Below are 20,534 nucleotides of genomic sequence, written 5' to 3'. Positions count from 1 at the left end.
TGCTAGAAGGGTGCATGGTCAGCCTCGATCGCCGGTTTCACGCCCTCGCCGATCCGACGCGCCGCGCGGTGCTGGAGCGGCTGGGGCCGGGTGAGGCCACGGTGGGCGAACTCGCCCAGCCGTTCCCGCTGAGCCTGCCGGCCTTCCTGAAACACCTGCGGGTGCTGGAAGAAGCGGGGCTGATCGAAACCGAGAAGCGCGGGCGGACCCGGATCTGCCGGCTCAGGAACGGAGCCTATGCGCCGCTCGCGGCGTGGCTCGATGACCAGCGGCGCCTGTGGGAGGAGCGGACCGACCGGCTGGCCGAACTGGCGATCGCGATGGAGGAAAGCGCCGATGCAAAGCACGACCAGGATCGAAGGGAATGACCTTGTCATCACGGGGCGAATTGCCGCACGGCCGGAGACGATCTGGCTGGCTCTGACGGATGCCGAGAAGCTGAAGCAGTGGTTCGCGCCCCGCCCGTGGCAGATCACCCACTGCGTGATCGACCCCCGCGCGGGAGGCCGCTTCGAGATGAAGATGCAGGGCCCCGACGGCCAGCCCGAGGAATGCGTGGCCGAGGGCGGGGACGATCCGGGCGCCTGCGTGATCGAGGCCGAGGCGCCGCGCCGCATCGTCTGGACCGACGCCATGTCCGCCGGCTATCGCCCGAACGAGAAGCCCTTCATGACGGCAATCATCACGCTGGAGCCGGATGGCAGCGGCACGATCTACAGCGCCCGCGTCCTGCACCGCAACGAAGCGGACCGGAAGCGGCACGAGGACATGGGCTTCGCCGAAGGCTGGGGCACCTGCATCCAGCAACTGGCGGAGCTGGTGGAATGACGAAAGGGGCGGCCATCGGGCCGCCCCTTCTTCATTTTCGCCGGATCGCTCAGCGCGCCGAGACTTCGGGATAGTCGCGCCGGTCCGCGCCGACATAAAGCTGGCGCGGGCGGCCGATCTTGCCCTGCGGGTCGGCGATCATTTCCTTCCACTGCGAGATCCAGCCCACCGTGCGCGACAGCGCGAAGATCGGGGTGAACATCGAGGTCGGGAAGCCCATCGCGGACAGGATGATGCCGGAATAGAAATCGACGTTCGGATAAAGCTTCTTGGAAACGAAATACTCGTCTTCCAGCGCGATCCGTTCGAGTTCCTTTGCGACCTTGAGGGTCTCGTTGTTCTCGATTCCCAGCAGCGCCAGAACCTCGTCGGCGGATTGCTTCATCACCTTCGCGCGCGGGTCGAAGTTCTTGTAGACCCGGTGGCCGAAGCCCATCAGCCGGAAGGGGTCATCCTTGTCCTTGGCCCGCTTGATGTATTCCGGGATGCGATCGACGCTGCCGATTTCCTGCAGCATCTCCAGCGCCGCCTGGTTGGCGCCGCCATGCGCCGGACCCCAGAGGCAGGCGATCCCCGCCGCGATGCAGGCGAAGGGGTTCGCGCCCGAGGAACCTGCCAGACGCACCGTCGAGGTCGAGGCGTTCTGTTCGTGATCGGCGTGCAGGGTGAAGATAAGGTCCATGGCGCGGGCCAGCGCCGGATCGACCTTGTATTCCTCGGCCGGGACCGAGAAGCACATATGCAGGAAGTTCGCGGCGTAATCGAGGTCGTTGCGCGGATACACGAAGGGCTGGCCGATCGAATACTTGTAAGCCATCGCCGCCAGTGTCGGCAGCTTGGCGATCAGCCGGATCGAGGCGATGTCGCGCTGCTTGGGATCGTTGATGTCGGTCGAATCGTGATAGAAGGCGGACATCGCGCCCACGACGCCGACCATCGTCGCCATCGGGTGACTGTCGCGGCGGAACCCGCGGAAGAAATAATGCAACTGCTCATGCACCATCGTGTGGCGCGTGATCAGGTTTTCGAACGTTTCCATCTGCTGCTTGTTCGGCAACTCGCCGTAAACCAGCAGGTAGCAGACTTCCAGGTAATGCGAATTCTCGGCCAGCTGCTCGATCGGATAGCCGCGATACCACAGCTCGCCCTTGTCGCCGTCGATATAGGTGATGGTGGAATCGCAGGATGCGGTGGAGGTGAATCCCGGATCGAAGGTGAACACGTCCGCTTCCGCGTAGAGCTTGCGGATGTCGATGCATTCCGGTCCGACGGTGGGGGTCAGGACGGGCAGGTCGTAGTCCTTGCCCTCCAGCGTCAGCCTTGCTGCTTTGTCGGCCATGAAAGAAGGTCCTTTCTCATCGGCCGCTCGGGCCGGTTCGTCAACGGGTCAGCCTGCCGCATCCTCGAGCCGGGCGAGGGTTTCGTCACGGCCGAGCGTCAGCATCATGTCGAACACGCTGGGGGTCGCCGTCCTGCCGGCAAGCGCGGCTCGCAGCGGGGCCGCGATCTTGCCAAGGCCGATGCCATGCTTTTCAGCGATGGCATGGGCGACAGCCTCCAGATCGTCTCGCGCCCAGTTACCATTCCGCAGTGCAGCGGTCAATTCTTCCAGTATGCCAATGGATACCGGATCGAGCGATTTAGCCGCTTTCTCGTCACGCTCCACCGGGCGGTCGATCAGCGTAAAACGCGCCTGTTCAATGAGTTGCGGAAGGGTCCTCGATTTCTCCTTGAGGAAGGGCAGGGCCGTCTTCAGCCGCTCGGACTGACGCGAGGTCAATTCGGGTTGCCCGGTCGCGGCCCTGAAGCCGCGCAGATCTTTCAGCAGTGCGGCATCGTCCATGTTGCCGATATGCCAGCCCGACACATGCTCCAGCTTCTTGAAGTCCAGCCGCGCCGGGGCCTTGCCGATTCCCGGCAGGTCGAACCATTCCAGCGCCTGCGCGTCGGTGAACAGCTCGTCGTCGCCGTGGCTCCAGCCGAGCCGGGCGAGATAGTTCCGCATCGCCGCGGGAGGATAGCCGAGCGCCGCGTATTCATGCAGACCGACCGCGCCGTGGCGTTTGGACAGCTTCTTGCCGTCGGTCCCGTGGATCAGCGGGATATGGGCAAAGACCGGGCGCGGCCAGCCCATCGCGTCGAAGACCTGCGCCTGCCGCGCGGCGTTGGTCAGGTGGTCGTCCCCCCGGATCACATGGGTCACGCCCATGTCGTGATCGTCCACCACCACGGCCAGCATGTAGGTCGGCGTTCCGTCCGAGCGCAGCAGCACCATGTCGTCCAGCTGGTCGTTGCGGAACGTGACGTCACCCTGCACCGCGTCCTTGATGACGGTCTGCCCCTCGCGCGGGGCGCGCAGGCGGATCGCGTAGGGGGCGTCGGGGCGGCTGGCCGGATCGGCGTCGCGCCACGGGCTGACGAAGGTCTGATTCGGATGCTCGGCCCGCCACGCCTCGATCTCGGCCGGCGTGGTGTAGCAGGGATACGCGGTGCCGTTCGCCATCATCTCGCGCGCGACCTCGGCATGGCGATCCACGCGGGCGAACTGGCTGACCGGCTCGCCATCCCAGTCGAGGCCCAGCCACGCCAGCCCCTTCAGGATCGCCTCGGTCGCCTCGGGGGTCGAACGGGCGCGGTCGGTATCCTCGATCCGCAGCAGGAACCTGCCGCCCCGCCCCCGCGCATAGAGCCAGTTGAACAGCGCCGTCCGCGCCCCGCCGATATGCAGATAGCCGGTGGGCGACGGCGCGAAGCGGGTGACGACGGGTGCGTTGGTGGGCGCTTTATCTGAGGGCATGGGCGTTCCGGGCTGATGGCGCAGTGCGGTTAACGCTTTGGTAACGCGAGACCCGCTAGGATCGCGGCACTGATACGGGACCATCCGGCAAAGGACAAGGATGTGACGGCGGCGGAGGTCGGACAAGCCGAGGCGGGATGGTGGCGGTGGCGCACGAAGGCCCGGCCCCGGTCGCGCCATGATGCGGTCGTGGTCCGCCCCGACACGGTCGCCCGCGCCGGGCTTTTCATCTGGATTCCCGTCTGGCTGGGCGTGGGCATTGGCGGCTGGTTCGCGCTGAAATCGGAACCGGGCGCAGCGCTCTATGCCGTCCTGACTGCTGTCGGGCTGATCGCCGCGTGGACCACCCTGCGCAGCGTCGCCTGGGCCGAGACGGGGCGCGTCGATCCCCGCGCGGCGGGGCTGATGCGCGGCGCCGCCTTCGCCATCGGCCTGATCGCAGCGGGCGCCTGCGTCGCGGGCCTGCGCGCGCATCGCGTCGATGCCCCGATCCTCGCCTTCCGCTATTACGGCCCGGTGGAGGGCCGGGTGATCGAGATCGACCGTTCGGCCCGCGACCGGATGCGGCTGACGTTGGACCGGGTGGTCCTGCCGGGCCGCTCGCCCGAGCGCACGCCCGAGCGGGTCCGCCTGTCCCTGACCGAGCCCGGCGGCCTGCCGGAAATCCGCGAGCGGGTGATGACCACCGGCCATCTCGGCCCGCCGCCCGGCCCGGCCGAGCCGGGCGGCTTCGACTTCCGCCGCAGCGCCTTTTTCGGGCGTCTGGGCGCGGTCGGCTACACCCGCAATCCGGTGCTGACCATCGCCCCCGCGCCCGAAGGCGGCGCGGCCGCCCTGCAACGCCTGCGCCACCGCGCCTCGGCCGGGATCGCGGACGGCATCGGCGGTCAGGCGGGCGCCGTCGCCTCGGCCCTGATGACGGGCGACCGCTCGCGCATCGCGGAATCCACGAACCAGGTGATGCGCGATTCGAACCTCTACCACATCGTGTCGATCTCGGGGCTGCACATGGCGATGCTGGCCGGGTTCGTCTACGCGGCCTTTCGATGGGCGCTGATCGGGATGCAGGCGGCGCGGCTGATCCCGCTCGGCCCGCCGGTCCACACGGCCGCGGCCCTTGCCGCGCTGGTCGCGGCGGCGGGCTATCTGTGGCTGTCCGGCGGCGGCGTTGCGACCGAGCGCGCCTTCATCATGGTCGCGGTGATGCTGGGTGCGATCCTCGCCGACCGGCGCGCGATTTCGTTGCGGACGGTGGCGCTGGCCGCGACGATGATCCTGATCGCGAGTCCCGAGGCGCTGGTCACGCCCGGCTTCCAGATGAGCTTCGCGGCGACGCTTGCCCTGATCCTGATCGCCGGTCCGTGGTCGCGCGTTTCGCCGCTGCTGCCGTGGATTCTGCGCCCGATTGCCATGCTGATCCTGTCCTCGCTGGTCGCGGGCCTTGCCACCGGCCCGATCGCGGCGGCGCATTTCAACCGCTCGGCGCAGTATGGGCTGCTCGCCAACCTGATCGTCGTTCCGGTCATGGGCACGCTGGTGATGCCGGCCGGGGTGATCGCGGCCCTGCTCGCGCCGCTGGGCCTTGCTGCCCCGGTGCTGTGGGTGATGGGCATCGGCACCAGGTGGATGCTGCTCGTGGCCGAGTGGATCGCGGGCCTCGGTGGCGCCGTCTATGCGGTTCCGACCCCACCCGCAGCGACCCTTCCGCTGATGGGGGGCGGCGCGCTGATCGCCGTGCTGGTCCTGCGCCCCGGCGTCCGGGGGATTGCCCGGTCTGCCGGGCTCCTGGCCGTCGTCGCCGCCGTTCTTGGACTGGCCCTCTGGGCGCTGGCAGAGCGTCCCGCGATCCTGATCGCACCCGAGGGCGGGGCGGTCGGCATCCTCACGCCCGAAGGACGCTCGCTCTCCAAGCCCGCCAACGCCTTCATCGCCGACAGCTGGATCGAGGCGGACGGCGATACTGCCACCGCGGACGAGGCCGCGACGCGCCCCGGCTGGTCGGGAGAGCGCGGCATCCGGACGGCACGGCTCGGCGAGGCCAGCGTCGTCCATCTGACCGGCAAATCCGCGCCGGACCGCCTTGCGGAGATGTGCCGCCCCGGCGTCATCATCGTGACCGACGCGGATGCGGCGCGCGCGCCCGCCGCCTGCACCCTCTTCGATCTGGGCCGCCTGCGCGAAACCGGCTCCATGGCCGGACACCTCAAGGACGGCACCCTCCGCTGGACCACCGCGGCGGACGTCACGGGAAAGCGCCTCTGGTCAGGCGGCTGAGCGCCTCACGCGACCTCGGCGAACACCTTCGTCAGCGCGGCGTCCAGCTTCTCGAACATCTCGTCCATCTGCGCGTCGGTCAGGATGAACGGCGGGCACAGCACGATGGACTGCCCCAGCGGCCGGCAGATCAGGCCCATGTCGGTGCAGGTATTGGCGATCCGCTCGCTGATCGACAGATCGCCGGGGAACGGCTCCTTCGTCGCGGCATCCTTCACCGCTTCCAGCGCCCACATGTAGCCGATGCCGCGCAGCTCGCCGATATTCTCGTGCTTCTGCATGATCTGCCGCAGCCCGGCTTCCATCCGGGGGGCGCCGCGCACGACATTCTCCGCCAGCCCCTCGTTCATCACCACGTCGATCGCCTTCAGTGCGATGGCGCAGCCGACCGGGTGGCCGGACGCGGTGAAGCCGTGCGGAAACTCCTCGATCGGCGAGATCGCCGCATCCAGCCGGTCCGACAGCTCCGGCCCGAGGATCACCGCCCCCATCGGAAAGAACCCGGCGGTGAGGTTCTTCGAGGAGATGATCGCGTCCGGCATGAAGTCGTAGGTCTGGCAGCCCCAGGTGTTGCCGGTGCGGCCGAAGCCGGTGATGACCTCGTCGGCGATCACCGGAATCCCGTGCTTGCGCAGGATCGGCATGACCGCCTGGAAATACCCTTGCGCCGGCGGGATCACCCCGCCCGCGCCCTGCACCGGCTCCGCGAAGAACCCGGCAATGGTGCCCGCCCCCTCGCGGGCGATCACCTCTTCCAACTCGCCGGCGAGCCGGGCGACGAACTCGGCCTCGCTCTCGCCCGGCTTGCCCTCCCGCCAGAAATGCGGGCAGGTCAGGTGGATGAAGCCGGGCAGGGGCAGGCCGAAGACCTCGTTATATGGCTTGCCGGTCATGCTGGCGGAAACCGCCGTGACCCCGTGATAGGCGTTCCAGCGGGTCAGGACCTTGCGCCGGTTCGGGTTGCCCTCGGCCCTGTGCAGGAACCACAGCATCTTGACCATGGTGTCGTTCGCTTCCGACCCCGAGTTGCTGTAGAAGACCTTCCCGCGCGGAAAGGGCGACACCTCGACCAGCTTTTCCGACAGCATCACCGTCTGGTCCGACATCCGCCCGAAGAAGGCGTGATAGCCGGGAAAGCGGTCATATTGCGCCTTTGCCGCCTCGATCAGCCCCGGATGATCGAACCCCGCGACCATGTTCCACAGCCCGGAATTCGCATCCAGCCAACGCCGCCCGTCCACGTCGATGACATAGGGGCCCTCGCCGCGGGTCAGCACGATGGTGCCGCGGCTTTCCACGCTGGGCAGATCGGTGAAGCCATACATCGAGTACTGCTGCGCGCGGGCGGACCAGCTCTTGTCGTCCATGATGATGCTCTCCTGTTGGGCTTGGCCCACGCTAACCGCGCGCCGCGCCGGGTTCAACGCGCCCCCGCTGGCGGAGTGGCGCAAGCGCCGGGCAGGCTGCCGCGAAAACAGCGCCGCGCCGTTCAGGATGCCCGTTCTTCTTCGTCCAAATATCCCGGGGTGCGGGGCAGCGCCCCGCGGCAGGCATTGCGGCCAGCGCGCGCGCTTTCATCGAATCCGCATCTGCGCTATGAGCGCTGGATTGCCCAGGAACCTGCCATGACCGACCAGACCCCCAAGCGGCTCTTCATCAAGACCTACGGCTGCCAGATGAACGTCTATGACAGCCAGCGCATGGCCGAGGCCATGGGCGCCGAGGGCTATGTCGAGACGGACCGTCCCGAAGACGCCGACATGGTGCTGCTGAACACCTGCCACATCCGCGAGAAGGCGGCCGAGAAGCTCTATTCCGACCTCGGGCGGCTGAAACCGCTGAAGGCGGGACGGCCCGATCTCAAGATCGGCGTCGCGGGCTGCGTCGCGCAGGCCGAGGGCGACGAGATCATCCGCCGGATGCCGCTGGTCGATCTGGTCGTCGGCCCGCAGGCCTATCACCGCCTGCCCGCGATGGCGCGCGGCGAGGGACCGGCGGTGGACACCGAGTTTCCGGCCGAGGACAAGTTCGACCACCTTCCCCAGCGCCGCGCCACCCGCCGCGCGCCCGCCGCCTTCCTGACCGTGCAGGAGGGGTGCGACAAGTTCTGCGCCTTCTGCGTCGTCCCCTATACGCGCGGGGCCGAGGTCAGCCGCCCCGCCGCCCGCATCCTGGCGGAAGCCCGCGACCTCGTGACGCGCGGTGTGCGCGAGATCACGCTGCTCGGCCAGAACGTCAACGGCTGGCACGGCGAGGGGGCCGAGGGGTTCGGCGGCCTGATCCGCCAGCTTGCGGAAATCGACGGGCTCGACCGCATCCGCTACACGACCAGCCATCCCAGCGACATGGCCGACGACCTGATCGCGGCGCATCGCGACATCCCGCAACTGATGCCTTATCTGCATCTGCCGGTGCAGTCGGGGTCGGACCGGATGCTGAAGGCGATGAACCGCAAGCATACGGCCGATCAGTATCTGCGCCTGATCGACCGCATCCGCGCCGCGCGGCCCGACATCATGCTGACCAGCGACTTCATCGTCGGCTTCCCCGGCGAGAGCGACGCGGATCACGCAGCCACGCTGCGGCTGGTGGAACAGGTGGGCTTCGGCACCGCCTTCAGCTTCAAGTATTCGCCGCGCCCCGGCACTCCGGCGGCTGGCCGCGCTCTGGTCGATGACGCCGTGGCGGATGCCCGGCTGAAGGAGCTTCAGGCGCTGCTGACGCGCCAGCAGAAGGCCGCGCAGGAATCGATGGTGGGCCGCACCCTCGGCGTGCTGTTCGAGAAGCCGGGCCGGCTGCCGGGGCAACTGGTCGGCAAGTCGGACTATCTGCACTCGGTCTTCGTGGACGCGCCGGATGCGCAGATCGGCGATCTGGTGCAGGTCCGCATCCGCGAGAGCGCCGCGAATTCGCTGGCGGGCGAGCTGGTCTGATCCCTTCGGCGACCCGCATGAGGCGGGGTGGACAAGTGCCCGGCCGACCGCGATAAAACCGTGATCGAACGGCGCCCGGCCCGGACCGCCGCCTGCCAGGGAACCCCGCGCCGCATGCTGATCGTGACCTCGAACGCCGTGACCCCGACGCTTGATCGGACGCCGCTGCTGGTCTGGCCCGGGCCGCATGTGCTGGTGATCCGGCCAGGGTCGGGCTGGTCCCGGTCCGCGATCGCCGGCGCGCAGCCCGCGATGACGGTGATCGAGTATCTTCAGCCGCAGGGCCGCACGGTGGACCTGCTGCGCGATGCCCTCGCCGCCATGCGCCGGACCGTGCAGCCGATCACCGGGGCGCTGCTTTACCTCGACGCGCCGCCCGTCGGGCCGCTGATGCCGCAGTCGCAGATGGCCCGCGCCCGCCGTTTCCCCCATGCGGTCGAGGCGGATGCGGCAGGCGGCGGCCTGACACGGCTCCTGCTGGGCGAGATGGTCGCGACCAGCCCGCTGCTGCCGCGGCTGATCGACCACCTTGCCGCGCGGGGCGTCGATGATGACCGCTTCGCGGACGCCCTCCACACTCCCTTCCTTCAGGCCCCGGCATGAGCAAGCTCGACACAATCTGGAAAGCCCATGCCGCCCGCGCCGGCGTGCTGCAGGACAGGCCCGATTTCCGCTTCGACCCGGTCTTCTACGGCGCCGCCATGCCGGCGGAGCAGCGTGCCCGCCTTTCCCCCCGCGAGCATTTCGAGACATCCGGCAAGAGTCAGGGTCGCCCGGCCAACGGCTTCCGGGCGATGGGCGCGCGAAGCGCCGCCGCCGACCGCGCGCTGGCCGACCTGGTGACGGATGCCGACCTCAAGGCCGCGATCGCCACCAACGACCCCGAGGCGCTGGAGCTTGCCTACGAGCTGATTTCCCTCGGCGATCCGGTGGACGCCGGGATCTCGGATTTCTCGAACGTGGCCTATCTGCGCGTTCACCACGATCTGATGCGGGCGCGGGTGCACCCGCTTCAGCATTACCTGAAATACGGACATGCCGAGGGCCGCTCCACCCTGGCCGCGCTGCGCAAGAAGCGGCAGGCGGGCGCGCGCCCCTATCGGCCGGACCTGCCCACCTGCCTGATCGCCATCCACGAGATGTCGCGCACCGGTGCCCCCATCGTCGGGCGCGACCTCGCGCGCGAGGCGGCCGAGGATCACAACGTCATCGTTCTGTCGCTGCGCGGGGGCGAGTTGCTCGACCAGTTCGTCGAACATGCCTGCGAGGTGGTGATCACCGCCAATCCGCTCCAGGACATGCAGATTTTCAACGATCCGATTTTCCAGCGGATCGACTTCGCGATCACCAACTCGGTCGAGACATGGCCGATGCTGCCGTGGCTGGTCGCCCGCGGCATCCCCTTCGCGACCTATATCCATGAATATTGCGAGTATTATTCGTCCTTTCCGGCGATCTACCACGCGCCGCTGTTCGCCGACCTGCTGGTCTTTTCGTCCGAGACGGTCCGCGACGGCTGGCTGGGGCGGCTGACCGATATCGATCTCGACGTCGAGCGGGATTCGGTCGTGCTGCCGCAGCGGGGCTTCGCGGTGGGCGGGGTGGACCTCGCCACGCGCAGCATCGCGCGGGCCCGGCTGTCCGAGATCGTCGGGCGCGATCTGACCGATGCGCGGGTGATCTGCGGGGCGGGGCATCTGCAATGGCGCAAGGGCACCGACATCTTCGCGATGACTTCGCAGATCTGCCGCCACCGCGATCCCGATACGGTGTTCGTCTGGATCGGCGACGGGCTCGATCCGCAGGACATGCTGTTCGGCGTCTGGATGACGGCACATCTGAAGCGGATCGGGGCGGGCGAGAAGGGCTCGAACCTGTTCACCCTGCCGGCCGGCCCCGCCTATGGCGACGTGCTGGCGGCGGCGGATGCGATGTTCCTGTCCTCGCGGCTGGACCCGCTGCCCAACGTCGTCTTCGACGCGCTGGACCGGGGCTGCCGGATCGTGCAGTTCGACGGCGCCACGGGGTTCTGCGATCCGGTCTATCGCGCCTCGGACCAGTTCGTGACGGTGGAATACGCCAACCCGCAGGCCGCCGCCGACGCGATCCTGGCGCTGCCCCCCAAGGACACGATTGAACGCAAGGCGGCTCCTGCGCCTCAACCGACGCTGACGCGCATCCGCGATCTTCTTTACGCCCGGCTGACCTCGCAGCGCTACTTCGTCCATGGTGCGTCCGATTTCGACATCCCGGTGCTCTACACAACCGACGACTCGGATGCGGAGCTTCGCGCTCGCGAGCGGGAGAAGATGATGCGCTATGGCCGGCGGCGGCTGTGGCGCGATCTGGCCGAGGTGCAGGATGCGCTCGACCGTTCGACAAGCTGGATGCACGAGGGGATGCGGCTCGCCCTCTACGCGAGCGCCCAGCCGCGCGGCGTGCCGGGCTTCGCCATGCATATCCATGCCTTCTACTCGGACCAGCTGGCTGCCGACCTTGACGGCTTCTGCGCCTATGGGCTGGCGCGCCGGATCGTCGTGACCACCGACACGGACCGCAAGCGCGCCGAGATCGAGGCGATCTTCGCCGCCGCCGGCCGCGAGGTCGAGATGCGCGTGGTTCCCAATCGCGGCCGCGACATCCTGCCGTTCCTGGACCTCTTCCGCGAGGGAGCGGCAGGCGAGGATGACATCTGGTGCCACCTCCACCAGAAGAAATCGCTCGGCGTGACGGTCGAGGGCGACATCTGGCGCAGCTTCCTGCAACGCATCCTGCTGGGCGACCGGGACGAGCTGTCGAACGCGCTGGCGCAGGTGGCGCAATCCAAGGTGGGGCTCGTGGCGCCGTTCGATCCCTATTGCCTGTCGTGGAACGCGAGCCGCCCGCTTCTGCAACGCCTTGCCTCGCGCCTGCCCGCTCCGCCCGCCTCCACGCCGCTGCTGTTCCCGGTGGGGAACATGTTCTGGGTCCGCCGCCCAGTGGTTGAAGCGATGAACGCCTTTTTCGGCGACGCCTACCCATGGCCGAACGAGCCGGTCGGCAGTGATGGTTCGGAATACCACTTGATCGAGCGGCTGTGGCCGGCGATGGCCGCGCAGGCGGGGCTGGAGTCGGCGTTCATCCACAAACCCGACGAACGGCGGAGATAGAGGTGCTGATGAGCGGCAGTATTGCCCCTCACGGGTTTCCGGGATCGCTTCCGGGCGCGGTCACGGCTACGGACCATCTGGGAGAACCGAGTGTCTGAGATGAGCGCAAAGCCGGGTACACAGGAATGGCGGGAGCGGAAGCGCGCGGTCAGGACGCGGGCGGAGGCCCTCGTCCAATTGCCGACCCAAGCGCCGGAACCGCCGCGCAAGGCGCTCGTCGTGTTGGGGATGCACCGCTCGGGAACCTCGGCGCTCACCGGGGCGCTGGCGCAGATGGGCTGCGACATGCCCCGGCATCTGATGGCGCCCGAGGAGATGAATCCCAAGGGCTTCTTCGAATCCGATGCGGTCACGGGTTTGAACGAGCAGCTGCTCGCCTCGGCGGGACAGACCTGGTTCAGCTTTCCGCCCTTTCCGCACGACTGGTATCGCTCGGCCGCGGCGATCGAGTTCGCGGAACGGGCCGTGGAGACGCTCCGGGCCGAATACGGGGACTCGCCGCTGTTCGCGATGAAGGACCCGCGCATCTGCCGGCTGGTCCCGTTCTGGGATGCCGCGCTGCGCCGGGCCGGGTGCACGCCGCTTTACGTCTGCACGCACCGGCATCCGCTGGATGTGGCTTCGTCGATGCAGCACTGGGCCGGCTACGACATGGACTATGCGCTGCTGCTGTGGCTGCGGCATGTTCTGGATGCCGAGGCCGACAGCCGGGGCAAGCCGCGGGTGTTCGTGAGCTACGAACTGCTGCTGGCGGACTGGCAAGCCACGATCGCGAGGATCGCGGCCACGCTGAATCTCGACTGGCCGCGTTCGCCCGACGCCGCCGTGGAGGACATGGAGGAATTACTCAGCAGCAAGTTCCGCAATTTCGCCGTGAAGGGCGAGGATGCGGCCACGGCGAAGCGACTGCCCGAATGGGTGCGCGAGGTTTACGCCATCGTCGAACGCTGGGCGGGGCAGGGCGAGGATGCGGCGGATTTCCCGCGCCTCGACGAAATCCGTGCGCAGTTCGATGCGATGACGCCGACCATGGCGGGCATGGTCGCCTCCTTTCAGAGCGGTGCGGTGGAGCGGCGACAGCAGGGGGAGCGGATCGGCAGGCTCGAAACCCGGCTGGTGGAACAGGCGGCAGGCCATGCCGGGCAGATGCAGGCCGCGCATGAGCAGATCGCCCGCCTGACCAGCGCGCAGCGTCAGCGCGAGCAGGAAGTCGCGGACCGCACCCGCGAGGCGGCCGAGGCAAATGCCGCGCTCGCCGCGTTGCAGGTCGGCGCCGACAGGCTGCGCCGGGATCACGAGGCGCTGGGGCAGCTTCACCGGCGCGATTCGCGGCAGCTCGACCAGATGACACAGCGCATCGCCGCGCAGATGCTGCGCGAGGTTGACGCGCGGCTCGACGCTGCCGCCCACGAGCCCGAAGCGCCCGCGCCGAAAGGGCCGAGCGCCGAAGAACGGGTGGGCCTGCTCGAACGGCAGCTGGCCGAGTTGCAGCAGCACAGCAGCGGGCTGGAGAACACGGTCCGCGAGCTGACCTCCAGCACATCCTGGGCGGTGACGCGGCCGTTCCGCTGGGTGTCGGGCCGCTTCCGCCGCCGCTGATCCGCGATGCGGCCGGTCAGCCGCGTTCGAGCGCGGGCTCGGTTGGAGCGAAAGCGGCCAGCAGTTCGGCAACGCCCTGTTCCAGCGGCGTCTCGGCCTGCCAGCCGAGCAGCTCGCGCGCGCGGTTGCTGCACAGCACGCTGCGCGGCACGTCGAAGGCGCGGCCCGGCTCGAAGATGACCTCGGGCCGGCGACCCTGCACCTGCTCGATCAGCGCGAGGATGTCGTTCAGCGTGGTGCCTTTCCCCGCGCCGATGTTGATCTGGGTGCCGTGCGCCCCGGCATCCGCCGCCCGCACCAGGGCGCGCGAGACATCGTCGATATGGACGAAGTCGCGCTCGACGCTGCCATCGCCCCAGATCGTGATCGGGCGGCGCTGCGCCGCGCGGTGGCAGAAGGTCGTCAGCGCGCCGTGCGCCTTGTCGATGTTCTGGCGCGGCCCGTAGGGGTTCGCCAGACGCAGCGACAGCGTCGAAAGCGGCCGCCGGCCGCGGCCATCGTAAAGCCGCAGGTAGTGCTCGCAGGCCAGTTTCGACACCCCATAGGCCGACATCGGCCGCGTCGGGTGATCCTCGTCCACCGGCAGGCGCTCCGGCGGGCCATAGACCGTGCCGCCGGACGAGGCGAAGATCAGCCGCCGCGTCTCGGCCTCGATCGCGCGGTCCAGCAGCATGACCGTGCCGGTGACGTTCTCCTGCGCGTCGGCCAGCGGGTCGCGGTCGGCCTCGCGCGGGAACTTCGTCGCGGCGAGATGGAAGACGGTATCGACGGCCACCAGCGCCTCGGTCAGCAGCTCGCGTTGCAGGAAACTGCCGGCCCAGTGGCTCAGCCGGGGATGGTCGATGCGGCCGGCCACGAAGTCGAGGTTGCGGACGGTCCAGCCTTCCGCCAGCAGCCGCCTGACGAGGGACTGGCCGATGAAGCCGCCGCCTCCGGTGACAAGGGCGATGCGTTCGGTCGAGGCGGGGATCATGCTGCGCTCCGTCTGGCCGGGTGCTGCGCCTTGGCTTAGGGACTGGAGGTCGTCAGCGCAAGCCGCGATCCGCCGCCGAGCGCATCCGCGCTGTGCGAAAACCGGCACGTCAACCCCAACGCGCGGCAACGCTTCGGACCCGGAACGCGGCTGGTGTTCGGAGTAGTTGCCCGCGGGCCCGTCGTGCCGTTCTCGGTGGAAACCTGCGCGGGCAGTGTCCACCCAGCTTCGCTACAGCGCGAGATTGCGGTCCCAGGGGGGCACCGGGCCGCAGCGTTCGGCCATCCAGTCCACGAAAGCGCGCAGCCGCGCGGGCGGGCGGCGGCTCATGGGATAGACGGCGAAGACGCCGTGCAGGTGGGCCGGCGGGTGGTCCAGCGTCAACGGCACCAGCGTCCCGGCCCTGAAATCGTCGCCGAGGATGAAGGTCGGCTGATAGACGATCCCCTGACCCGCCCGCGCCGCCATCAGCAGCGCGTCGCCGTTATTGGCCTGCAGGTTGCCGGTGACGGCGACCTTCACGCTCTCGTCGGGACCGAAGCGCCACTGACCGCCGCCGACGCTCTGCGACAGCGTGTAGTCGAGGCAGTTGTGCCCCGCGAGGTCCGCCACCCGCTCGGGCGCGCCATGCGCCGCCAGATACGCGGGCGCGGCGGCGAGCGAGGTGCGGCAGGGGGCCAGCCTGCGGGCGATCAGGTCGGGCTGGCGCAGCAGACCGACCCGCACGGCGACGTCCCAGCCTTCGCCGACCAGATCGACGGGGCGGTCGTTCAGCGCCAGATCGACCCGCAGCGCGGGATGCCGTGCGGCCAGGTCGGGCAGCATCGGCGCCAGCACCCGCACCCCGAACGACACCGGCGCATTGACCCGCAGCGTGCCCGTGACCTCGACTCGTTCGGCGCTGGCGAAGGCGTCGGCACGCTCCAGCTCCTCGAGTATCCGCTCGGCGCTGTCGAGATAGCGCTGCCCGGCCTCGGTCAGCGTCACCTTGCGGGTGGTGCGATGCACCAGCTTGACGCCCAGCCGATCCTCGAGCGCGGTCATGTGCTTGGACGCCATCGTCTGCGACATCCCCAGCGCCCGCGCCGCCGCCGACAGGCTGCCGAGCGCCGCAACGCGGGAAAAGACCTGAAGTCCGGTGAAGCGGTCCAGCATCGCCTAACTCTCCGGGTGTGAGCTGTCAGCACCAGATCCATGCTTATCAGGATGAACCGCCGCGTCCATATCAGTCCCAACACGACACAAGGAGGTGAAACCATGTTGGACGACACAAGCCATGCCACGGTGCCCAGGGCGGGGATCACGTCGGAAGGCGCCTCGCTGCGCATCGCCACCGTCGCGCTGACCGTGCGCGATCTGGGCCGCGTCAGCCGCTTCTATCAGGACGTGATCGGCCTGCGTCCGATCCGCACCGAGCCGGGCCGCCACCAGCTTGGCGCGGGCGGCCGGGTCCTTCTGGACCTGCGCCACGACCCCGAGGCGACGCTCGCAAGCCGCAAAGATGCCGGGCTGTTCCACGTCGCCTTCCTGCTGCCGACCCGCGCCGATCTTGCCGACTGGATGGTCCACGTCGCTGATAGCGGCGTCCGGCTGGAGGGCGCATCGGACCATCTGGTGAGCGAGGCGTTCTACCTGTCCGACCCCGAGGGCAACGGCATCGAGGTCTATTGGGACCGGCCGAGCGAGGTCTGGACGCATGAGAAGGATGGTCTCGTCAAGATGGCGACGCTGCCGCTGAACCTGCGCGAGTTGCGCGATCTGGCGACCGGGCGGCCCTTCGACGGCATGCCGGGCGGCACGATCGTCGGCCATGTCCACCTGCAGGTGGGCGAGCTGAAGGCGGCGCAGGACTTCTATGCCGGCGTCATGGGCTTCGATGTGGCCTGCCACTATCCCGGCGCGACCTTCCTCGGCGCGGACGGCTATCATCACCACATCGGCACGAATGTCTGGAACAGCCGCGGCGCGGGGCGTCGTCCCGAGGGCGCGACCGGGCTGGCCGAGGTCGGCCTGATTGCCGAGCCGCAGGTGATGAAGGCGCTTGCGTCCCGCCTGACGGCGGACGACGACGGCACGCTTGCGGCCGAAGACCCCTGGGGCACCCGACTGCGCGTCGCCGCAGCCTGATCCCGCACCCTGTCGGACGGGCTTCGGCCCCGTCCGGCTTCCCGATGAACAGCGGCGGGCGAGCTTGCCCGCCGCACCAACCCCGCGGGCCGCGCGCCCGTTCACCACCCGAAAGGAAACACGAATGACGACGACGAACTGGACCACCACGACCTGGACCGCCACCTGGGCCCCCCGCATGCTGTCGGTCCTGCGGATCATGGCCGGACTGCTGTTCATGGCGCACGGCACGCAGAAGCTGTTCGGCTTTCCCGACGTGGCGGACGCCGCGGGCGGTTCGCTGCCGCCGCTGATGCTGCTGGGCGGCATCATCGAGCTGGTCGGCGGGGCGCTGATCGCGCTCGGCTTCTTCACCCGCATCGCGGCCTTCGTCGCCTCGGGCATGATGGCGGCGGCCTATTTCATGGCCCACGCGCCGCAGAGCTTCTGGCCGAACCTGAACGGCGGCGACGCGGCGATCCTCTATTGCTTCGTGTTCCTGTATTTCGTCGTCGCCGGCCCCGGCGAATGGGGCGTGGACGCACAGCGCGAGACGCGCGCCTGAGGCGCTTCTGCCTGTCCCCCGAAACGACAAAGCCGCCCCGAGGGGCGGCTTTGCGCGGGTGGCGGGAACCGCAGCGACCGTGACGGCACAGGTTTCCCCGAAAGCCTGGATGTCCAGGTGGGTGCCGGGTAACAGGACCAGGGCCCTGACAGAGCCAGCCCCCTCGGAAGAGTTATAGGCCAGTGGAAAAGAAGGCCGAACACGAGAAGAGCAGAAACCCGCCGGTTACAACATTTAGGAACCGGCGGGGCCGCTTGCAAGGGGCGGGCGCTTGCACCGTGTTGCCACTTCGTTCATGGTCGGCCGCATGGACGACCAGCTTCCCGACCTGTTGCCGGACTTGCCGGGCCAGCGCCTCGCGCGCGGGGTCTCGCGCCTGCTGATGACGCTGGGTCACGCCCCGCTGGCCGAGTTCGTGCCAGTGCCGGGGCTGCGGGTCGATGTCATCTCGATCACCCCGCAGGGCGAGATATGGATCGTCGAATGCAAGAGCTGCCGCGCCGATTTCACCAGCGATCGCAAGTGGCAGGGCTATCTTGAGTTCTGCGACCGGTTCTTCTGGGCGACCGACTGCGACTTCCCGGTGGAATTGCTGCCCGACGACAGCGGCCTGCTGGTGGCCGATCCCTACGGTGCCGAACTGACGCGGATGGCGCCGTTGAGCAAGCTTCCGGCGGCGCGGCGCACACGGCTGCTGCGCGACGTGGCGCGGGTGGCGGCCTGCCGGCTGATCCGCACCACCGATCCGGGCGCGGGCGACGGCGAGTTCTGAATCGGCCATTGCGGGCCGCCCGGTTTCTGCCTTCGTGGCAGATCAGCGGCGCGGCTTGCCCTTGGGCTTGCCCGGCTTGCCGCCCTTGCCCATGTCGCGCGCGGCCTCGGCGGCGGCGAGCAGCTCCTCGGCGATCTCCTCCGCCTCTTCGGGGTCGAAGTCCAGCGGCAGGTCCACGCCCTCACCCTCGATATAGATGCGGACCATGCCCTGGTCGGTCGGGCCGATCTGGATATTCGCCGCGATGTCGCTCTGGCTGTTGATGCCCATGGCGGGTCCTTTCTCTGTTCGATCCACCTGTAGATCGCGCCCCGGATTCCGGCAAGAGAGGCTTGCATCGTCCCCCGCTCGTCGCTAAATGATCCGCCTGTGCCGCCTTAGCTCAGTTGGTTAGAGCGCTGGATTGTGGATCCAGAGGTCCCCCGTTCAAGCCGGGGAGGCGGTACCACCACAAATTCCCGCGATCCGGTTCCTGCCGCCGTTCCGAGGTGGCGCTTGCCGGAGTCCGTTCTCCGCCACACCGGCGGCGGCGCTCATCGCCAGCTCGGCGACTCGCGGCGGCGGAAGGGCAGGGCCAGCAGGCTCGCCAGCGCCCATCCCAGCAGGAAGCCGATTCCCGCCGCCATGAAGCCCGCGCCCGTCACCGGAACCGCCGGGCGGAAATCGCCCCATGTCGCTTGCAGGGTGTCCACGTCGCGCAGCCGGTGCGGCAGCGCGATCCGTTCCAGCGGCGAGGCCGCGCGCAGCAGCGTCAGATCACCGCGGGCCCGGTCCAGCCGGACGAATACCTGCCGCATGTCGCCGGCATGGGCGTCGCGGAAGCTGGTGCCGGAAAGCTCCGCCAGCGCCTGATCGCGGGTCAGCCCGGCGCGGTCCGCGCTGCGGTCGAAAGCCCCGGCCACCTGCGTCAGCGCATCGACCTGCCCGCCGAGACGCTGCACATACTGATCCGAGAACGCCGGAAACTGCGACAGCGCCACGGCGAACCCAAGCGCGAGGATCAGCCGCAGCAATCCCATCCGTCAGCCCTTGAAGCTGCGAGCGAGGACCGGCGCGTAGATCTCGACCGCCCGCGCGACCGCATCCTGCGGCGACAGTTCCTCGGACTGGCCCGAGCGGCGGCTGGTCAGCTCGACCTTGTTGTTCGCCAGCCCGCGCGGCCCCACGGTGATCCGCCACGGCAAGCCGATGAGGTCCATCGTCGCGAACTTCGCGCCCGCCCGCTCGTCGCGGTCGTCGTAGAGGACTTCCAGCCCGTTCGCCGTCAGTTCCCGCTCGATCGCCGCGCAGGCGCTGTCGGTGGACGCATCGCCCTGCTTGAGGTTGACCAGCCCGACATGGAACGGAGTCACGCCTTCGGGCCAGATGATGCCCTTGTCGTCGTGACTTGCCTCGATGATCGCCCCCAGAAGGCGGCTGACGCCGATCCCGTGCGAGCCCATGTGGACCGGCGTGCGCTGGCCGTCCGGGCCGACGACGGTCGCGCCCATCGGTTCCGAATACTTGGTGCCGAAGTAGAAGATCTGGCCGACCTCGATCCCGCGCGCGGACTTGCGGCGATCCTCGGGGATGTCGTTGAACAGCGCCTCGTCGTGGGTCTCGTCGGTGCGGGCGTAGCGGCTGGTGAACTCCTCCAGCACGGCGGCGCAGGCGGTAGGGTCGTCATAGTCGATCTCGCGACCCCCGAAGGTCAGGTCGGTGATCTGGCTGTCGTAGAAGACCTCCGACTCGCCGGTTTCGGCCAGCACGAGGAACTCATGCGTGTTCTCGCCGCCGATCGGGCCGGAATCCGCCCGCATCGGAATCGCCTGGAGGCCCATCCGCTCATAGGTGCGCAGATAGCTGACCAGATGCCGGTTATAGGCGTGCAGCGCGTCCTCTTTCGTGAGGTCGAAGTTGTAGCCGTCCTTCATCAGGAATTCGCGGCCACGCATGACGCCGAAGCGGGGGCGGATCTCGTCGCGGAACTTCCACTGGATCTGATACAGCGTCAGCGGCAGGTCCTTGTAGCTGTTCACGTTCGACCGGAAGATGTCGGTGATCATCTCCTCGTTCGTCGGACCATACAGAAGGTCGCGCTTGTGGCGGTCGGTGATGCGCAGCATCTCCTCGCCGTAATCGTCATAGCGGCCGGATTCGCGCCACAGGTCGGCCGGTTGCAGGGTCGGCATCAGCAGGGGGATGTGGCCGGCGCGCTGCTGCTCCTCGTGGACGATCTGCTCGATCCGGCGCAGCACCTTGTAGCCCAAGGGCAGCCAGGAATAGATGCCCGCCGCCTGCTGCTTTATCATGCCGGCGCGCAGCATCAGCCGGTGGCTGACGATCTGCGCCTCGGACGGGGTTTCTTTCAGGACGGGCAGGAAGTAGCGCGACAGACGCATTGGACGACCCCAAGGGAGAGACGGGCGAGGAACCGGCCGGCGGGGCCGGACCGAACGTGCAGCCGGGGCGAAAGGCGGGTTGCCCCGCCCGATCCGGCCCGGCACGGTTAGCGCACCCGCCGCGCACCGGCAACGGCTTTGGCGGCTGCGGCCCTGC

At 68.6% G+C, this 20,534-nt stretch carries 18 protein-coding genes and 1 tRNA gene; 11 read left to right on the top strand and 8 right to left on the bottom strand.

The genetic code is table 11. The features are described 5' to 3' along the window. The first annotated feature begins 14 nt into the window (after nt 1–14). Nucleotides 15–368 (top strand): helix-turn-helix transcriptional regulator, encoded by a 354-nt coding sequence (locus KTN05_RS07190; RefSeq protein ID WP_217328704.1) that lies wholly within the window; start codon nt 15–17, stop codon nt 366–368. Continuing rightward, nucleotides 337–828, top strand: a complete 492-nt coding sequence (locus KTN05_RS07185) for an SRPBCC family protein (protein ID WP_217328703.1) — start codon at nt 337–339, stop codon at nt 826–828. The genes KTN05_RS07190 and KTN05_RS07185 overlap by 32 nt, the downstream gene beginning before the upstream one ends. A gap of 49 nt (nt 829–877) precedes the next feature. On the opposite strand, the gene KTN05_RS07180 is transcribed toward KTN05_RS07185, so the two are convergent. Together KTN05_RS07180 and gltX are read right to left on the bottom strand one after the other, a co-directional pair. Beyond that, entirely contained in the window at nt 878–2,167 is a 1,290-nt protein-coding gene (locus KTN05_RS07180; protein ID WP_217328702.1) for a citrate synthase, read from the bottom strand. Nucleotides 2,168–2,215: 48 nt separating this feature from the next. Continuing rightward, nucleotides 2,216–3,625 carry a glutamate--tRNA ligase gene (gene gltX / locus KTN05_RS07175; protein WP_217328701.1) on the bottom strand — a complete coding sequence of 470 codons (1,410 nt, stop codon included), beginning with the start codon at nt 3,623–3,625 and terminating at the stop codon, nt 2,216–2,218. Nucleotides 3,626–3,727: 102 nt separating this feature from the next. Here gltX and KTN05_RS07170 point away from each other — a divergent pair, with 102 nt between their 5' ends. Beyond that, nucleotides 3,728–5,899, top strand: a complete 2,172-nt coding sequence (locus KTN05_RS07170) for a ComEC/Rec2 family competence protein (RefSeq protein WP_371823291.1) — start codon at nt 3,728–3,730, stop codon at nt 5,897–5,899. 5 nt (nt 5,900–5,904) lie between these two features. On the opposite strand, the gene KTN05_RS07165 is transcribed toward KTN05_RS07170, so the two are convergent. Then, nucleotides 5,905–7,269: an aminotransferase gene (locus KTN05_RS07165; protein WP_371823298.1), complete on the bottom strand. Its 1,365-nt coding sequence runs from the start codon at nt 7,267–7,269 to the stop codon at nt 5,905–5,907. A gap of 255 nt (nt 7,270–7,524) precedes the next feature. Here KTN05_RS07165 and miaB point away from each other — a divergent pair, with 255 nt between their 5' ends. From miaB to KTN05_RS07145, 4 genes are all read left to right on the top strand, one after another. Next, nucleotides 7,525–8,832, top strand: coding sequence for a tRNA (N6-isopentenyl adenosine(37)-C2)-methylthiotransferase MiaB (gene miaB, locus KTN05_RS07160; protein WP_217328699.1), 1,308 nt, complete (start codon nt 7,525–7,527; stop codon nt 8,830–8,832). Between the two features lie 114 nt (nt 8,833–8,946). Beyond that, nucleotides 8,947–9,435, top strand: a complete 489-nt coding sequence (locus KTN05_RS07155) for a hypothetical protein (protein WP_217328698.1) — start codon at nt 8,947–8,949, stop codon at nt 9,433–9,435. Further along, nucleotides 9,432–11,981, top strand: a complete 2,550-nt coding sequence (locus tag KTN05_RS07150; RefSeq protein ID WP_217328697.1) for a rhamnan synthesis F family protein — start codon at nt 9,432–9,434, stop codon at nt 11,979–11,981. The genes KTN05_RS07155 and KTN05_RS07150 overlap by 4 nt, the downstream gene beginning before the upstream one ends. A gap of 228 nt (nt 11,982–12,209) precedes the next feature. Continuing rightward, nucleotides 12,210–13,580: a sulfotransferase family protein gene (locus KTN05_RS07145; RefSeq protein ID WP_217328696.1), complete on the top strand. Its 1,371-nt coding sequence runs from the start codon at nt 12,210–12,212 to the stop codon at nt 13,578–13,580. Between the two features lie 16 nt (nt 13,581–13,596). Here the strand turns inward: KTN05_RS07145 and KTN05_RS07140 are convergent, their stop codons facing one another. Next, the gene (locus KTN05_RS07140) at nt 13,597–14,553 is read right to left on the bottom strand and encodes an NAD-dependent epimerase/dehydratase family protein (RefSeq protein WP_217328695.1); all 957 of its coding nucleotides are present in this window, start codon (nt 14,551–14,553) and stop codon (nt 13,597–13,599) included. Nucleotides 14,554–14,784: 231 nt separating this feature from the next. Beyond that, entirely contained in the window at nt 14,785–15,708 is a 924-nt protein-coding gene (locus tag KTN05_RS07135; RefSeq protein WP_217328694.1) for a LysR family transcriptional regulator, read from the bottom strand. A 102-nt stretch (nt 15,709–15,810) separates the two neighbouring features. On the opposite strand from KTN05_RS07135, the gene KTN05_RS07130 reads away from it, so the two are divergent. The 3 genes from KTN05_RS07130 (at nt 15,811) to KTN05_RS07120 (ending at nt 17,996) form a co-directional block, all read left to right on the top strand. Beyond that, complete coding sequence (locus KTN05_RS07130; protein WP_254368040.1) at nt 15,811–16,680, top strand: VOC family protein; 870 nt, start codon at nt 15,811–15,813, stop codon at nt 16,678–16,680. 124 nt (nt 16,681–16,804) lie between these two features. Then, nucleotides 16,805–17,224: a DoxX family protein gene (locus KTN05_RS07125; protein WP_217328693.1), complete on the top strand. Its 420-nt coding sequence runs from the start codon at nt 16,805–16,807 to the stop codon at nt 17,222–17,224. Between the two features lie 307 nt (nt 17,225–17,531). Further along, nucleotides 17,532–17,996, top strand: coding sequence for an MmcB family DNA repair protein (locus KTN05_RS07120; RefSeq protein WP_217328692.1), 465 nt, complete (start codon nt 17,532–17,534; stop codon nt 17,994–17,996). 42 nt (nt 17,997–18,038) lie between these two features. On the opposite strand, the gene KTN05_RS07115 is transcribed toward KTN05_RS07120, so the two are convergent. Next, nucleotides 18,039–18,266: a DUF6324 family protein gene (locus tag KTN05_RS07115; RefSeq protein WP_217328691.1), complete on the bottom strand. Its 228-nt coding sequence runs from the start codon at nt 18,264–18,266 to the stop codon at nt 18,039–18,041. A gap of 101 nt (nt 18,267–18,367) precedes the next feature. Here KTN05_RS07115 and KTN05_RS07110 point away from each other — a divergent pair. Then, a tRNA-His gene (locus tag KTN05_RS07110) sits at nt 18,368–18,444 on the top strand. Nucleotides 18,445–18,529: 85 nt separating this feature from the next. Here KTN05_RS07110 and KTN05_RS07105 read toward each other — a convergent pair. Then, nucleotides 18,530–19,015: a DUF2937 family protein gene (locus KTN05_RS07105; RefSeq protein ID WP_217328690.1), complete on the bottom strand. Its 486-nt coding sequence runs from the start codon at nt 19,013–19,015 to the stop codon at nt 18,530–18,532. A 3-nt stretch (nt 19,016–19,018) separates the two neighbouring features. Further along, nucleotides 19,019–20,377, bottom strand: a complete 1,359-nt coding sequence (gene proS, locus KTN05_RS07100) for a proline--tRNA ligase (protein WP_217328689.1) — start codon at nt 20,375–20,377, stop codon at nt 19,019–19,021. Nucleotides 20,378–20,534 lie beyond the last annotated feature (157 nt).

Source organism: Paracoccus sp. Z118 (assembly GCF_019061185.1).
GTDB lineage: Bacteria > Pseudomonadota > Alphaproteobacteria > Rhodobacterales > Rhodobacteraceae > Paracoccus.
This window is presented reverse-complemented; position numbering and strand designations above follow the sequence as displayed.

Coding starts and splice junctions, on each gene's coding strand:
- KTN05_RS07190 (WP_217328704.1), top strand. CDS start 15: ATGGTCAGCCTCGATCGCCGGTTTCACGCCCTCGCCGATCCGACGCGC.
- KTN05_RS07185 (WP_217328703.1), top strand. CDS start 337: ATGCAAAGCACGACCAGGATCGAAGGGAATGACCTTGTCATCACGGGG.
- KTN05_RS07180 (WP_217328702.1), bottom strand. CDS start 2,167: ATGGCCGACAAAGCAGCAAGGCTGACGCTGGAGGGCAAGGACTACGAC.
- gltX (WP_217328701.1), bottom strand. CDS start 3,625: ATGCCCTCAGATAAAGCGCCCACCAACGCACCCGTCGTCACCCGCTTC.
- miaB (WP_217328699.1), top strand. CDS start 7,525: ATGACCGACCAGACCCCCAAGCGGCTCTTCATCAAGACCTACGGCTGC.
- KTN05_RS07155 (WP_217328698.1), top strand. CDS start 8,947: ATGCTGATCGTGACCTCGAACGCCGTGACCCCGACGCTTGATCGGACG.
- KTN05_RS07150 (WP_217328697.1), top strand. CDS start 9,432: ATGAGCAAGCTCGACACAATCTGGAAAGCCCATGCCGCCCGCGCCGGC.
- KTN05_RS07145 (WP_217328696.1), top strand. CDS start 12,210: ATGCACCGCTCGGGAACCTCGGCGCTCACCGGGGCGCTGGCGCAGATG.
- KTN05_RS07140 (WP_217328695.1), bottom strand. CDS start 14,553: ATGATCCCCGCCTCGACCGAACGCATCGCCCTTGTCACCGGAGGCGGC.
- KTN05_RS07135 (WP_217328694.1), bottom strand. CDS start 15,708: ATGCTGGACCGCTTCACCGGACTTCAGGTCTTTTCCCGCGTTGCGGCG.
- KTN05_RS07130 (WP_254368040.1), top strand. CDS start 15,811: ATGTTGGACGACACAAGCCATGCCACGGTGCCCAGGGCGGGGATCACG.
- KTN05_RS07125 (WP_217328693.1), top strand. CDS start 16,805: ATGACGACGACGAACTGGACCACCACGACCTGGACCGCCACCTGGGCC.
- KTN05_RS07120 (WP_217328692.1), top strand. CDS start 17,532: ATGGACGACCAGCTTCCCGACCTGTTGCCGGACTTGCCGGGCCAGCGC.
- KTN05_RS07115 (WP_217328691.1), bottom strand. CDS start 18,266: ATGGGCATCAACAGCCAGAGCGACATCGCGGCGAATATCCAGATCGGC.
- KTN05_RS07105 (WP_217328690.1), bottom strand. CDS start 19,015: ATGGGATTGCTGCGGCTGATCCTCGCGCTTGGGTTCGCCGTGGCGCTG.
- proS (WP_217328689.1), bottom strand. CDS start 20,377: ATGCGTCTGTCGCGCTACTTCCTGCCCGTCCTGAAAGAAACCCCGTCC.